General features: G+C 62.7%; 15 protein-coding genes. 6 read left to right on the top strand and 9 right to left on the bottom strand.

Going from position 1 to position 13,144, the window contains the following annotated elements; all coding sequences use genetic code 11:
- Nucleotides 1–13: 13 nt before the first annotated feature.
- The 7 genes from AC5RU9_RS10670 to AC5RU9_RS10640 are packed head-to-tail and all read right to left on the bottom strand — an operon-like array spanning nt 14 to nt 6,582.
- Entirely contained in the window at nt 14–1,531 is a 1,518-nt protein-coding gene (locus tag AC5RU9_RS10670) for an aldehyde dehydrogenase (protein ID WP_494016414.1), read from the bottom strand.
- Nucleotides 1,532–1,542: 11 nt separating this feature from the next.
- Complete coding sequence (locus tag AC5RU9_RS10665) at nt 1,543–2,646, bottom strand: mandelate racemase/muconate lactonizing enzyme family protein (protein WP_494016413.1); 1,104 nt, start codon at nt 2,644–2,646, stop codon at nt 1,543–1,545.
- Between the two features lie 5 nt (nt 2,647–2,651).
- Complete coding sequence (fae, locus tag AC5RU9_RS10660; RefSeq protein ID WP_494016412.1) at nt 2,652–3,161, bottom strand: formaldehyde-activating enzyme; 510 nt, start codon at nt 3,159–3,161, stop codon at nt 2,652–2,654.
- Nucleotides 3,162–3,163: 2 nt separating this feature from the next.
- Entirely contained in the window at nt 3,164–4,096 is a 933-nt protein-coding gene (locus AC5RU9_RS10655; RefSeq protein ID WP_494016411.1) for a glycine betaine ABC transporter substrate-binding protein, read from the bottom strand.
- Between the two features lie 26 nt (nt 4,097–4,122).
- A complete protein-coding gene (locus tag AC5RU9_RS10650; RefSeq protein ID WP_494016410.1) occupies nt 4,123–4,908 on the bottom strand; it encodes an ABC transporter permease in 786 nt (261 codons plus the stop codon).
- A complete protein-coding gene (locus AC5RU9_RS10645) occupies nt 4,905–5,924 on the bottom strand; it encodes an ABC transporter ATP-binding protein (RefSeq protein WP_494016409.1) in 1,020 nt (339 codons plus the stop codon). Before AC5RU9_RS10645 ends, AC5RU9_RS10650 begins: the two co-directional genes overlap by 4 nt.
- Nucleotides 5,917–6,582, bottom strand: coding sequence for an ABC transporter permease (locus AC5RU9_RS10640; RefSeq protein WP_494016408.1), 666 nt, complete (start codon nt 6,580–6,582; stop codon nt 5,917–5,919). The genes AC5RU9_RS10645 and AC5RU9_RS10640 overlap by 8 nt, the downstream gene beginning before the upstream one ends.
- 168 nt (nt 6,583–6,750) lie before the next feature.
- Between AC5RU9_RS10640 and AC5RU9_RS10635 the strand changes: the two genes are divergently transcribed.
- Entirely contained in the window at nt 6,751–7,659 is a 909-nt protein-coding gene (locus AC5RU9_RS10635; protein ID WP_494016407.1) for an IclR family transcriptional regulator, read from the top strand.
- A 21-nt stretch (nt 7,660–7,680) separates the two neighbouring features.
- Here the strand turns inward: AC5RU9_RS10635 and AC5RU9_RS10630 are convergent, their stop codons facing one another.
- The gene (locus AC5RU9_RS10630; protein WP_235521238.1) at nt 7,681–7,905 is read right to left on the bottom strand and encodes a hypothetical protein; all 225 of its coding nucleotides are present in this window, start codon (nt 7,903–7,905) and stop codon (nt 7,681–7,683) included.
- A 95-nt stretch (nt 7,906–8,000) separates the two neighbouring features.
- Here AC5RU9_RS10630 and AC5RU9_RS10625 point away from each other — a divergent pair, with 95 nt between their 5' ends.
- From AC5RU9_RS10625 to AC5RU9_RS10610, 4 genes are all read left to right on the top strand, one after another.
- Nucleotides 8,001–8,462 (top strand): MarR family winged helix-turn-helix transcriptional regulator, encoded by a 462-nt coding sequence (locus AC5RU9_RS10625; RefSeq protein ID WP_494016406.1) that lies wholly within the window; start codon nt 8,001–8,003, stop codon nt 8,460–8,462.
- A gap of 94 nt (nt 8,463–8,556) precedes the next feature.
- Nucleotides 8,557–9,081 carry an SSI family serine proteinase inhibitor gene (locus AC5RU9_RS10620; RefSeq protein ID WP_494016405.1) on the top strand — a complete coding sequence of 175 codons (525 nt, stop codon included), beginning with the start codon at nt 8,557–8,559 and terminating at the stop codon, nt 9,079–9,081.
- Entirely contained in the window at nt 9,068–10,006 is a 939-nt protein-coding gene (locus tag AC5RU9_RS10615) for a 3-methyladenine DNA glycosylase (RefSeq protein WP_494016404.1), read from the top strand. Before AC5RU9_RS10620 ends, AC5RU9_RS10615 begins: the two co-directional genes overlap by 14 nt.
- Nucleotides 10,007–10,035: 29 nt before the next feature.
- Nucleotides 10,036–10,440, top strand: coding sequence for a serine protease inhibitor (locus AC5RU9_RS10610; protein ID WP_494016403.1), 405 nt, complete (start codon nt 10,036–10,038; stop codon nt 10,438–10,440).
- Between the two features lie 100 nt (nt 10,441–10,540).
- On the opposite strand, the gene AC5RU9_RS10605 is transcribed toward AC5RU9_RS10610, so the two are convergent.
- Nucleotides 10,541–11,929 (bottom strand): MFS transporter, encoded by a 1,389-nt coding sequence (locus AC5RU9_RS10605; protein ID WP_494016632.1) that lies wholly within the window; start codon nt 11,927–11,929, stop codon nt 10,541–10,543.
- Nucleotides 11,930–12,249: 320 nt separating this feature from the next.
- On the opposite strand from AC5RU9_RS10605, the gene AC5RU9_RS10600 reads away from it, so the two are divergent.
- The gene (locus tag AC5RU9_RS10600) at nt 12,250–13,131 is read left to right on the top strand and encodes a helix-turn-helix transcriptional regulator (RefSeq protein ID WP_494016402.1); all 882 of its coding nucleotides are present in this window, start codon (nt 12,250–12,252) and stop codon (nt 13,129–13,131) included.
- The last annotated feature ends 13 nt before the right edge of the window (nt 13,132–13,144 follow it).

Below are 13,144 nucleotides of genomic sequence, written 5' to 3'. Positions count from 1 at the left end.
TCAGGCTGGGTGGTCAGTCGTCCAGGGCGGCGTCGCCGAGGTTGATCCAGGTCGTTTTCAATGCGGAGTAGGCGTCCAGGGCATGCAGCGAACGGTCCCGGCCAAAGCCGGATTCCTTGAAGCCGCCAAAAGGTGTGATGATGTCCGCGACGTCGAAAGTGTTCACCCAGACAGTGCCTGCACGCAGTTCCCGGGCAGCGGTGTGGGCCTTGGTGATGTTCTGCGTCCACACACTCGCGGCCAGCCCATACTTGGTGTCGTTGGCCATTCGGATGCCCTCAGCGGCGCCGCGGAACGTTGAAACTGCCAGCACCGGCCCGAAGATCTCTTCCTGCCCGATGCGGCCGGCGTTATTGACGCGGTCCAGGACCGTGGGCTCCAGATAGTAGCCATTCTCGACGCCGGCCGGGTGCACCTGGGTGCCGCCGTTCGCGACCACGATGCCCTCTCCTTCGGCGATGGCGTAGTAGCCGAGGATGCTCTCAAGCTGCCGGTCATCAATGATTGCGCCGATCTGGGTGGCAGGGTCCAAGGGGTCGCCAAGCTGCAGCGAGCGCCCCACCTTGATGACTTCTTCAAGCAACTCATCGTGGACACGCTCGTCCACCAGGAGTCGTGAACCTCCGTGACAGGTCTGCCCGGCGTTGTAGAAGATCCCCCAGGCCACCGCCGAAGCACAGGCGGCAATGTCACCGACGTCGTGCAGAACCACCTGCGGCGATTTGCCGCCCAGCTCCAGGGCCACCTGCTTGCCGTTCGATTCGGATGCGTACCGCTGGAAGAACCGGCCGACTTCGGGTGAGCCAGTGAAAGTGATCTTGTCCACGAGTTCGTGCCGACCGAGTGCCGCGCCGGCGACATGACCCAGCCCTGGGACCACATTGAACACGCCGTCCGGCAGGCCAGCCTCTGTGGCGAGCTCAGCAAGGCGCAAAGCCGTCAGGCTGGTCTGCTCAGAGGGCTTGAGCACCACCGAATTCCCGGCCGCGAGCGCAGGAGCTACCTTCCAAGCGGTGATGATCAGCGGGTAATTCCACGGCACCACTGCGCCGATGACTCCCAGTGGCTCACGCGAAATGATGGCGAGTGCGTTGCGCGGGGTGGGTGCGACGTCGTCGTAGACCTTATCCAGCGCCTCCGCGTACCAGCGGAACGTCCGTGCACAACTGGGAACGTCCACGGCCAGGGAGTCGCTGATCGGGTGACCGGCGTCCCTGGACTCAAGGAGGGCAAGTTCCTCAAGGTTTTCCAGGATGAGATCCGAAAGCCGGGTGAGAACTGCTTGCCGGTGGCGCCGGTCCGTTCGGGACCACACGCCATCTTCGAAGGCGCGGTGCGCAGCCCGGACAGCGTCATCAACGTCCTGATCCCCTGCCGCCGCTATGTGAGCCGTGACGGAGCCATCCCGCGGCGAAACCGTGGGAAATGTTTCGCCGCTTCGGGCGGCGCGGAAACCGCCGTTGATATACAGTCCCGTGGCCGGCTGCTGGGCTGATGCCCGATGGATCCAGTCATTCTTTGTCAGTGCCATGGCGGGGTTCCTTAGACCGAGTACTTTTTGACGGCGTCGTAATCGATGACTGCACCGAGGCCCGGCAGATCGGGTACGCGGAGCGCGCCATCGTCGTCGATGTCCAACGGCTCCATGAAGAAGTCGCGGCGCTCCGGAGTCCAGCCCGGCGGGTCATAGGGGAATTCCAAGTATGGCCCCGCGTCTACGCCTGCGGCCACGTGCAAGTTGGCCAGCAGGCCCAAGCCGTTGCTCCACGTGTGCGGCGTGAAGAAGCGGTGCTTCAGGTTCGCCGTTTCGGCCACTTGGCGTGCCCTGTACATGCCCACCGCCAAGGCGACGTCTGGCTGGTAGATGTCGAAAGCATCGGCTTCGATGAGGGCCATCATCTCAGGCATGCTGCGGACCATCTCGCCGCCCGAAACCTGGATTCCGGTCTGTTCACGGATTCGCTGCGCCCCCTTGATGTCAGCCTGCGGCAGCGGCTCCTCTAGCCAGCGGACATCCAACTCCGCCAGTTGCGCTGCCAGACGGTGCACCTTGGCAAGTTCCAAGGCGGGTTCGATGTCGCCGCTCATGCGCCACATCTGGTTGAGGTCCACCATCAGGTCGAAATCCTTGCCCACGGCTTCCCTGGCAGCGCGGACGGACTCAACGCCTTCGTCCAGGTGATCACGGGAGATACGGATCTTCATGGCTTTGAAGCCACGTTCCTTGGCTGCCAGCGCGGATTCTGCCCGGGCTGCGGGGGCCTTGAGTTCGCCCGAGGAAGCGTAAGCCACGAGCCTGTCCTGTGCACCGCCAAACAATGTTGCTACCGGCAGTCCGGCAACTTTGCCGATGATGTCCCACAGGGCGGCTTCGAGGGGCCAGTACCGGCCGCCATGGAAGTTGATTGTTTCAATCCGGCGGACCTGGTTGAGGATGGCCATGGGGTCGGTGCCGATGAACAGGTGCTCATAGGCTTCGAACCCGTCCATGGTGTCACCGGAGCCAACGCCGGTGACGCCCTCATCGGTCTCCACCTCCACCAAAGTGGCGGGAAAGGCAGTGCGGGGTTCCGGATCCCACGCCGCGTTGAACGGCGGATCCAGGGGCAAAACCATGCGGGTCAGCCGGATTGCGGTGATCTTCATTGCTGTCAGCCTCGTGGGGTAAAGAAGGGGTTGGACGGGGAGTTGCGTGCCTCGATCACTTCTGCCGTGGAGGGGAGGTTCTTGGCCCCGTTCTCCAAAGCAGTCCGGACGGACTCACGGTTATTGCGGTAGACGGCGTCGTCGTCGTCGGCGTTGGGATTGACCCATACGGCAGCGATCAACGCGTGCGAACCGGCCTGTTCGTCGGTGAGGATGCCGTCGGCTACGGCATCTGCCACGCCCGCGGCGATTCCAGCCTGCGCTGCGCCCCAGATGAGGTTGCCGTGGTGGTCATTGGCCGGAGCAGCCTTCGTGACGAAGAGTGTCAGCGGCTTTACCGGGAGCGAGGGTCGGAGGACGGCCACAAACGGAACGTGTCCTGCACTCGGGGTTGCCAGGGCCGTGGCCCAAGCGGTTCCTGCAGGTCCATCCCGGTGTCCCAGGACGGTGTTGACGTGCGCTGCGTTCACGCCGTCCCCGACGAAGGACTCACCAATTTGGATTTGCTCGGTCATACCTAGACCAGCCCTTCGGATTCGAGCCATTCCTTGGCGATGTCTTCGGGGTCTTCGCCGTCCACATCGGCTTTGGCGTTCAGTTTCTGCATGACCTCGGTAGTCAGCTTCGGCGAGACCTTGGCCATGATGTCGGCGATGGCCGGGTATTTGGCCAGAATGTCGGCCTTGACGGTCAGGGCTCCCTGGTAGATCGGGAAGAAGCTCTTGTCGTCTTCCATGACCTGGAGCTTCAGCGCGGGGATGCGTCCGTCCGTTTCAAAGACCTCGCCGAAGTTGCAGTCCTGGCCCTTCTGGGTGGCCGTGTAAATGACGCCGGTGTCCAGCATCGACACCTTGGCGTCCGGGCTCAAACCGTACTCTTTGCGCAGTCCCGGCCAGCCGTCGTCGCGGGTTGAGAACTCGCTTTCCATGCAAAATGTCTGCTCGCTGACCGGGAGCTTGGCCACATCCGAGAGGCTCTTAATACCGAGCTCCTTGGCCTTTTCTTCACGAATAGCGAAGGCGTAGGTGTTGTTCAGTGGTGCAGGGTCCAGCCAGGCAATGCCTTTCTTGGCGTCGGCGTCCTTGACTGCCTTGAACATGTCCGCCTTGTCCTTGATGGGCGTGGTCTGCTTGTTGTAGGTAATCCAGGAAGTTCCGGTGTATTCCCAGTAGCCGGCGAACTGGCCAGTCTCAAACGCCGTGCGGACGTTTGCCGAGCCCACCACGCTGGTGTTGGTGGTGGTCTGCGCACCGTGGGCGTTGAGGACCTGGCTGGTGATGTGGGACAGGATGAACTGCTCGGAGAAGTCCTTTGCACCGAATACACCGGTCAGGCCTTCCAGTTCCTTGCTGTTTGATGCGCTGGAGCTTGAAGCTGAGCCGCCGCAGGCTGTGAGGCTCAGTGCCACGGCAATACCGGTGGCCAGGAGGGTCATTGCGGGTTTCTTCATGATGTTGTCCTTAAGAAGTAGGAAAGTCAGATGCCTTTGGGCTTGAGCAGGTCTTCGGCGAGGCCTGCAAGCCAGTCGATGGTGAGGGCAATACAGGAGACGACGACGGCGCCTGTGATGAGGACCGGCCATCTCTGGAGCTTGAGTCCGTTGACGATCATGTCGCCCAGGCCCCCGGCATTGATGAACGTGGCCACAGTTGCTACGCCGACGCAGAACACCAGCGCAGTCCTTAAGCCGGCGATGATGACCGGGACGGCCAAAGGAAGTTCGATCTTGGTCAGCACTTCCAGCGGACGCATGCCCATGCCCCGGGCGGCTTCCGTGAGACTGGAGTCAACCTGTTGGAGTCCCACCAGGGTGTTCCGCAGAACAGGGAGGACCGAATAGGCCACCAGGCCAACCAGCGCCACCTCGAAGCCGGTCTTCCACACGATGGCCAACAGGATCACCAAGCCGATGGCCGGCGTTGCCTGCCCCACGTTGGCAATACCGAATACCACTGCGTGCACGGCTTTGGAATGCACCCTGCTCAGTGCGATGCCCGCAGGGACCGCAATCAGGGTCACAATGGCGGATGCGGTAACCGTCAGCAGGAGATGCTCCCTGGTCCGGTCCGCAAGGTAGTCCCAGTTGAGGGTCCGCAGCTCGATCGAATCGAGGGTCAGCGAGGAGATCCAGGCCAGCAGTGCCAGCAACGCCAGGACGATGATCAGGGGTGTTCCGAAGCGTTTGAAGGAAAAGTATTTGCCCTTGCGGTTGGAGGCAGTGCCGAAGGACGTCGCCAGATCCTGCGTTGCCTGCGCAGTCATGGCCGAACTCCGACGGCAAGGGCGGACGGGACGATCTCGGCTCCCAGGACAGCGGAGATCCGCTCTAAATCGATGGAGCCCACAGCCCGCCCGTTCTGATCCACCACAGCAACGGGAACACCGCCGGACAGGACCAGGGCATCCAACGCATCGCGGAGGGAGTTCTCCACGCCCACGTTCAGGGCAGTTGGTGTCGCTGCCGGTCCCAGCGTCGCGTGGCCGACCGGGATGAGTCCCAGGCGCTTGAGCGCCGCTCCGTGTCCCACGAACTGCGAGACGTAATCGTTGGCCGGGTTGGCCAGGATGTTCGCCGGGGTGTCGAACTGCTCGATCTGAGAGCGTTCGGACAACACCGCAATCCGGTCGCCCAGGCGGACAGCTTCATCAAAGTCGTGGGTGACGAACACAATTGTTTTGCTCAGCTTCTCCTGCAGGCGCAGGAATTCGCTCTGCAACTTTTCGCGGGTGATGGGGTCGGTGGCTCCAAACGGCTCATCCATGAGCATCACGGGCGGATCGGCCGCCAAAGCCCGCGCCACGCCAACACGCTGCTGCTGTCCACCGGAGAGCTGACGCGGGTAGCGGGAGGCGAACGTTTTGGGATCAAGCTCGACGACGCCCAGTAGTTCCTCCACCCGATCCCGCGTCCGCTTCTTGTCCCAGCCCAGTAGCTTGGGGACCACAGAGATGTTCTCTGCGATGGTCATGTGCGGGAACAAGCCGATTTGCTGGATGACGTAGCCAATCCGCCGGCGAAGCTCGTTGGGGTTCAGGGACAGGACATCCTCACCATCGATGGTGATGGAGCCCGTGCTCGGTTCGATGATCCGGTTGATCATCTTCATGGTGGTGGTCTTACCGCAGCCGGAGGGGCCTACGAACATGATCAGCTCACCGGGAGCGATATCCATCGAGAAGGACTCGACGGCGGGAATCACCTGGCCCGGATACGTCTTGGTGACGTCTTTGAGGACAATCCGGGCGCCGGCGGCCGGAGGGGTTGTTGTTTCAGACACGAAGTCCCCTTGAGGTAGTAACGCGGCGGATGAGCACGAACGCTCCATCCAGCAGCAGGGCTAGGACAATGACACCGACGGTTCCCACGACGGCGAAGTTCAGGGCGTTCTTGGATCCCAGGCTCGATAGACCTTTGAAGATCATTTCCCCAAGGCCCGGCCCGCCCACGTAGGCAGCGATCGCTGCGATTCCCATGGAGAGTTGGGCCGAGACACGCACCCCTGTAATGACTACCGGCCAGGCCATGGGCAGCTGGACACGGAACAACGTCTTCACCTTGCCCATGCCCATTCCCAGCGCGGATTCGGACACAGCTGCCGGTACTTCGCGCAGGCCCACCACCGTGTTGCGGATGATGGGAAGGAGGGCGTAGAAGGCCAGACCCACGATGGTGGGGGTCCAGCCCAACCCCAGCACGGGGATGAGGAGTGCCAGGAGTGCCATGGACGGAATGGTCAGTCCGACGCCGGCACCGGCGATAGCCAACGAGCGGCTGATGGGCCTGTTCCAAACAAGGACACCGACCCCCACACCGATGACCGTTGCAATGAGCAGGGAAACCAGGACAACCACCAGGTGCTGGGTGGCGGATTCGGCAATGTCTGCCGACCTCTTGCTGAGGAACTGGCCAAGATCGGACAGGAAAGAGTCGTTCAACGTGATCCTCCTTTTTACTTCATTGGGGGTAAGGATCGGCGCTCACTTCTCCGTGAGCCATGACACAACCGTAGAATGGCGGTTCCCTTTTGCGCAATGCATGTTGTTGAAATGTCAACACCATTCCGGTAGTGTCGAAGCGTGACCGGAAATATCAAGGAGCCAGCCATGAACGGAACACCCAACCCCAGGCGCAATTCCTCCGGGCTGCGCAGGGATTTGGAGCTGCTTCAGATCCTGGGCTCCCCGGAGGCCGTTGCTACAGGCGGGCTCGGAGTCAGCAAAGTTTCCGAGATCACGGGGCGGGACAAGGCGCAGGTCTCCAGGACCCTAGCCACACTGGCGGAAGCAGGCCTGGTAAGCAGGGACCCCGAAAGCCTGCTCTACACCCTCGGCCACAGCCTCTATGCCCTGGCCGCAAGGACTACCGAGGCCCGGATGGTCAGCGCATCAGCCCAGTACCTCAAGCGGGTCTCAGCGGCTACTCACGAAACGACGCACCTCTGCGTGTTGCGTGGCGGCACTGTCCTTACCCTCAAGAGCGAGATGTCCAACCACACCTACAGGGCACTGGGCTGGGAAGGCGTCAGCGTTGATGCCTGGAGCACATCCGCAGGCAGGGTCCTCGTCAGCGACTGGGACGACGTGGCACTGAAGGACTGGTACGACTCGCACACAGCGGAGGCCAAAGCGGGGGCGCGGCCGGATCGCCAGGACCTGTCCCCCTTGGCGCTCCAGGCAGGACAAAATCCCTCGGCTGGAGACCTGACTTCGAAGATCCAGACGTTCGAAGACCTTCGCGCGGAGATTGATCTCATCCGGAGGCAGGGCTACGCAGTGGTGGATGAAGAATTCGAGCTCGGCGTCGTGGGCGTCTCGGCGCCCGTTTACGATTTCAAGCAGCGCGTGGTGGCTGCCTTCAATGTCAGCGCGCCAAAGCAGCGCTTCGGCAGGCACTTGGACCAGGCCGGGGCTCTGGCAGCAAAGGTTGCCAGGGACTTTTCCGTGGCCCTGGGCGCGTCACCCACCGCCGAATTGCCGACTACTGGCAATGCTCCGCGAAAACCAGGGCACTAACTATCACCCGTCGTGGGGGGCTTAGCGCAGGGACTTGTCGTCCGGATTGCGGGGCACCACGTAGGTGCTGCCGTCGGGGCGGCGCAGGGTTTCCCACTGCTGGGTCTCGGCCTGGCGCTGGGCGAGCAATTGCCGGTTGGCCTCGGTCATCTCGTGGTCGAGGGAACTGCTCTGCGCCGGGCCGAAAATGATCCGGAACTTCCCTGTGGCGCGCATGAACTTCCGGGTTAGGGATTCCTTTGCCACGCTTGATCGACTCCTCTTTTAGACGGTTCAACTCCTTCATAGTACGCTAATCATTAGTGCACTAACTAATCCGCAGGGTGTCGGGAAGGAAAGACATGACCAGCGTCAGCGAAACCGCCGAGGAAACCGATGACCTCCTTCTGGAGCGTCAGCTGTGCTTCGCACTGACCGTGGCGTCCCGGAGCGTCGTCGGCATCTACAAGCCTGTCCTGGAGAAGCTGGGACTTACCCATCCCCAGTACCTGGTGATGCTGGCCCTCTGGGAACGAAGCCCCCGGACGCTCAAGGACATCAGCGACAGCCTCCTCCACGAGCCCGCCACCCTCTCCCCTTTGCTGAAAAGGCTGGAGGACGCCGAGCTCATCACCCGCGAGCGCGTGCCCGGCAACGAACGTGCTCTGGCCATCAATCTGACGCCGAAGGGCGCCGCCCTGCGTGAACAAGCCACGGCGGTCCCCGGGCAGATCCGCGAGCGCCTGCAACTCAGCCGCGAAGAGGTGGCGGAGCTTCACCAGGCCATGATCGGGTTGATAGCCACTACCCAGCGCAACCCCTAGCCAAGCGCCGGGCACCGGTGTTCTGCTTGGGATTGAACACCGGCGTAAAGCACCAAAAGTGCCACGTAAAATGGACGCAAACCCAGGAGATCCCATGCGCATGCGATTCGTTCGCCCCCTAATAGCGGTACCGGCACTGACCGTGTTGACCGTTGCCGGCCTTGTGGCATGCGCGGGCACCCCCACCCCAGGTTCCACTGGCAGCGCAACCCAGGCACCGTCGTCGTCCGCTCCTGCAAGCAGCAGTCCTGCAAGCAGCGCTCCAACAAGCAGCAGCAGCGGCAACGCCGAACTGTCCATCACGCTCATGGAAACCCCGGAATCCGCGCCCAAGACCTTCACGCTTGTTTGCACTGACGGAAAGCCCGCATCGGAAAGCAAGCACCCGTCCCCCGCTGAAGCCTGCGCCACCATCAAGAACAACCCCGCCATCCTGAGTCCCGCTCCACCCCGGACCGACCAAGCCTGCACCATGCAGTACGGCGGCCCGGCAACAGCCAAGGTGACTGGCGCCGTGGACGGCAAGGAAGTGACGGCCGCCTTCAGCCGCACGGACGGTTGCCAGATCGCCATGTGGGACGCCGCCAAGAGTATTCTCGGTTCAGATGGCGGCGTCTAGCCTGCGACACCTCCCCCAGGAGCAATGGCTCGGGCTGGAGGCAGCCCATCAGGCCCGCGTGGCGCGCTACGCCGACCCGTACCTGGCCCGGCGTTCGGCTGGCAAGAAACACCCGGTGGAGGATTACCTCTTCACGTATTACACCCAGAAGCCGGGACAGTTGCTGCGCTGGCATCCCGGCCAGGCAGTGGTTCTCAGCGGCGAGCGCGCCCTTGAGCGCGCCAACTGGAAGTTCTACCGGACAGCCGACGACGACGAACTCGCCGCCGCGGGTCTGCCCGCGGGAACGCCTGCGGTCGCCTTCGACCACGGCAGCTTCCTGGCGGACCGCGCCGAGGCGGTCAGGTTCGCCGGAATCATCCTTGCGGGAACCTCCAAGCGCCCGGCCCAATTCGGCTGTTTTGGCTTGCACGAGTGGGCCATGGTCTACCGTCAGGAGAAGTTCGAGCTGCGGCATGAATACCTCCAGCTGAGGCTCGGCGGCCAAGGCACGGACTCCGTGGTGGAAGAGAACCGCATCCGCTGCTCCCATTTCGATGCCTTCCGCTTCTACACCCCGGACGCCCTGCCCCTGAACGAGCTCACGCCCACGCGCGAGAACCAGCGGACCATGGAACAGCCGGGCTGCCTGCACGCCAACATGGACCTCTACAAATGGGCATACAAGCTGACGCCTGCGCTGCCAAGTGAGCTGGTGATGGACTGCTTCGAGTTGTCGTGGCGGATCCGGGCCATGGACATGCAGGCCTCACCGTACGATCTCGAAGAATGGGGCTACCCACCCATCAGGATCGAGACACCGCAGGGCAAGGCCGAGTACGTTGAATACCAGCGGGCTTTCGCGGCCGAATCCCAGGAGTTGCGGACCCGTGTGCTCGACGCAGTAGGGCCGCTCTTGGACGAGCTGAGCGGCCTGGCTGCCTGAGCACCCGACGCCACCAGCGAAAGGTCACCATGGTTTCCGACAACACCATTGACGAAGGCAAGAGCGAGTACGACGTCGACCTGACAGTCACGTTGACAGAGGCACCAGGCGCTGAGGACAGGGAGTTCCACCTTCGGTCCGCGGGCGGCGTCCTCTCGCCCGACCCGAAGTCACTGGACTCGAACCTGCCGGACGCGCCTGCGGCGCTTGCCGCCGTCGAGCAGTTCGGGGAGGAAATCTTCTTCCCGGAACCTCGTCCGGACAGGATCTGCACCCAGCAGTACGGTGGCCCGCAGGTTGCCGTTGTTAAGGGCTGGTTCCGCGGACGGAAAGTCCATAGCCACTTCAGCAGGACCGACGGCTGCGAGATCGCGCGTTGGAAAGCGGTGGCGGCGTTGCTGGGCAATACAGGAGGCTCAAACGGGGCGGTATAGGTTGGGCAGTCCAACGTGCCCAGCCAGTCCTTTGAGGAAATCGCCGGACTGGCTGGGACCTGGCAGCGGCGTTTGCCGCCTCAGCTAAGGTGTGCTGCCCCTATGTGAGGGCCGGCGCGGGCTTGCGGAGGAACAACCCCACCACCAGCGCTGTGAGCAGGCAAAGGGCCGCATTCACCCAGATGGCTGTGGTGACGCCGCTGAGCACGGCCGGGGCGTCGTTGTTCCCGATGGTGAGGATCTGTGCGGTGAAGATCGCGCTCATGATCGGGATACCCATGGTGATGCCGACCTGCTGGCTCATGGTTGCCAGCCCGGTAGCAAGGCCTTGCTCGGCGTCAGGCAGGCCGGACGTTGCGGTCACCATGAATCCGACGATAACCACGAGGTTTGCCACGCCCCCAATAAACGTGGCAACCAGCAGCAGGGCGATGGACGCCGGGTCTGCGCTGAGCAGGACCAGGGAACCAGTGGCGATTGCCTGGACGATGAATCCGTAGACGATCGCCTTCTTGTTGCCGATTTTTCCGATGACCTTGGGGCCAAGGACACCACCCAACACGGTTCCGAGACCCAGGACAGCGAAGGCCAGGCCGGCACCGAGCGGGGTGTAGCCGAGGACCTGCTGCAGGTACAGCGTCAACAGAAACACCAAGGACGTTTCGGTGACGAAGGCAAGGATGCCCGCAATGTTTCCCCACGCGACCGTGGAGCGCTTGAGGATCTCCAGTGGTACCAAAGGTGTCGCGGCTTTCCGCTCGACGGCCACGAAAGCAACGAACAACACCACAGCGGCTGCGAGGCTGCCCAACGTCAGCGGATCAGCCCAGGAGTGTTCTGCGGCGTTCGTCAAACCGAACACCAGGGCCAGAAGGCCGAGTGTCACCGTGATGGCACCCGGAACGTCCAGCCGCAACTTGGTGGTGGGCTTGCTCTCGGCGAGGACAATGGGGGCAATGATGAGCACCGCAATGGCCACCGGAACGTTGATGAAGAACGCCCAGCGCCAGCTGAGCAGGTCGGTCAGCAGGCCGCCGAGGATTGCTCCCGTGGTGAACCCGGCGGCCATCAGGGAACCGTTCAGGCCCAGGGCTTTGTCGCGCAGAGGGCCTTCGGGGAAGGACGCCAGCAGCAATGACAGGGCGGCTGGTACGACGATGGCCGTCGCGATGCCCTGGCCGACGCGGGCGATGAGCAACAGTGCAGGATCTGCAGCCAAGCCGCCAGCGAGGGAGGCTGCACCCAGCAATGCCATGCCGATGATGAACATCCGGCGGCGGCCCGCGATGTCCGCGACGCGCCCGAACAAGAGGGTCAACCCGGCGGCGCACAGTGCGAACGCCGTCGCGATCCACTGGAGGTTCTCCAGGCTGAATCCGACGTCGGCCCCGATGGCAGGGAGCGCGACGTTGAGGATCGAGAAGTCAACGGCAAGGGTAAAGCTCGCCGCGAGCAGGACGATGAGTGCCAGCCTTTGGCGGCCATTCATCCGTCCCGAAGAGGCAGGCGCCTCGGTTTCAATCAAGGGTGGAACGCCGGGTCCTGTGGTGACATCCGGTTGCGTGGTCATGGGAGTGTTCCTTCTTTGGAGGGGTCGCCGTCCGCGGACGGCATCTTCACAACTCCACATTCACGGAATGCCCGGGGATCAACCACACCCCCTTCTGCCTACCCCTGGCAGTGACAGGCGGGAACGTCCAATACTCTGCTTGGACGGCTTTGTCTTGTCACAAGAACTCGTGCGACGCCACCCGTGGGTGTCACTGGCAGGGACAGGACATTGCTGCGCAAGACCGGCAGAATGGGCCCATGAGTAATCTAAGTGAACTTGGGGAGTTCCTTCGCGTCCGAAGAGCTGCCTTACAGCCAGAGGACGTTGGCCTTCTGAATTACGGCATCCGCCGCGTACCCGGCCTCCGCAGGGAAGAGCTGGCCATGCTGGCCGGCGTCAGCAATACGTATTACACACGCTTGGAGCAAGGCCTCAGCAACAACGCCTCCGAAGCGGTCATCGATGCAATCGCCAGGGCTCTTAACCTGAACACCGACGAGCGTGCCCACCTTTTCAATCTCGCCCGGCCAGGGACCACCAAAAGGCGCACCCTTACCAAGCCGGACAAAGTAAGGCCCGGCACGTTGCGCCTCATCCAGTCGATGTCCAACACACCCGCCGTCGTCCTGGGGCGCCGCAGCGAAGTGCTCGCGTGGAACCGGATCGGTCACAGGCTTGTGGCTGGCCACTTGGATTTCGCCGCGCCGGAGACGCCGTCAACGAGGCCCAACATGACGCGGCTCTTGTTCCTGGACCGCCACACACGGGAGCTTTACAGCCGATGGGTCGAAGAGGCTACCCGTGCAGTGTCCTCGCTGCGACTGGTCGCAGGCCGCGCCACCGATGACCCGGAACTCGCGTCGTTGGTTGGCGAGTTGACCATGAACAGCGAAGAGTTCGCCAACCTGTGGGCACGGCACCCCGTTGAGAACTGCATGTCCGGTCTGAAGTACATGCATCACCCCGAGGTCGGCGACATTGAGCTCAACTTCGAGGTCCTGACCCCTCCCGACGAATCGGGACACCGGATCCTGATGTACACCGCTGATCCCGGCACGCCTGCGGCCGAGGCCCTGCAACTGTTGACCTCCAGCGATGTCAACGTGGTGGAGGAATCCCAAAGCATCGCGGCGAGGTAGTTGCCACACAGCG

It is taken from the genome of Arthrobacter sp. B0316-5-4 (genome assembly GCF_059090325.1).
This window is presented reverse-complemented; position numbering and strand designations above follow the sequence as displayed.

What these genes read in the sequence shown, in the direction of transcription:
- AC5RU9_RS10620 (WP_494016405.1), top strand. Translation starts at nt 8,557, where the DNA reads ATGCGCATGCGATTCGTTCGCCCCCTAATAGCGGTACCGGCACTGACC.
- fae (WP_494016412.1), bottom strand. Translation starts at nt 3,161, where the DNA reads ATGACCGAGCAAATCCAAATTGGTGAGTCCTTCGTCGGGGACGGCGTG.
- AC5RU9_RS10605 (WP_494016632.1), bottom strand. Translation starts at nt 11,929, where the DNA reads ATGAATGGCCGCCAAAGGCTGGCACTCATCGTCCTGCTCGCGGCGAGC.
- AC5RU9_RS10670 (WP_494016414.1), bottom strand. Translation starts at nt 1,531, where the DNA reads ATGGCACTGACAAAGAATGACTGGATCCATCGGGCATCAGCCCAGCAG.
- AC5RU9_RS10610 (WP_494016403.1), top strand. Translation starts at nt 10,036, where the DNA reads ATGGTTTCCGACAACACCATTGACGAAGGCAAGAGCGAGTACGACGTC.
- AC5RU9_RS10625 (WP_494016406.1), top strand. Translation starts at nt 8,001, where the DNA reads ATGACCAGCGTCAGCGAAACCGCCGAGGAAACCGATGACCTCCTTCTG.
- AC5RU9_RS10650 (WP_494016410.1), bottom strand. Translation starts at nt 4,908, where the DNA reads ATGACTGCGCAGGCAACGCAGGATCTGGCGACGTCCTTCGGCACTGCC.
- AC5RU9_RS10600 (WP_494016402.1), top strand. Translation starts at nt 12,250, where the DNA reads ATGAGTAATCTAAGTGAACTTGGGGAGTTCCTTCGCGTCCGAAGAGCT.
- AC5RU9_RS10655 (WP_494016411.1), bottom strand. Translation starts at nt 4,096, where the DNA reads ATGAAGAAACCCGCAATGACCCTCCTGGCCACCGGTATTGCCGTGGCA.
- AC5RU9_RS10615 (WP_494016404.1), top strand. Translation starts at nt 9,068, where the DNA reads ATGGCGGCGTCTAGCCTGCGACACCTCCCCCAGGAGCAATGGCTCGGG.
- AC5RU9_RS10635 (WP_494016407.1), top strand. Translation starts at nt 6,751, where the DNA reads ATGAACGGAACACCCAACCCCAGGCGCAATTCCTCCGGGCTGCGCAGG.
- AC5RU9_RS10665 (WP_494016413.1), bottom strand. Translation starts at nt 2,646, where the DNA reads ATGAAGATCACCGCAATCCGGCTGACCCGCATGGTTTTGCCCCTGGAT.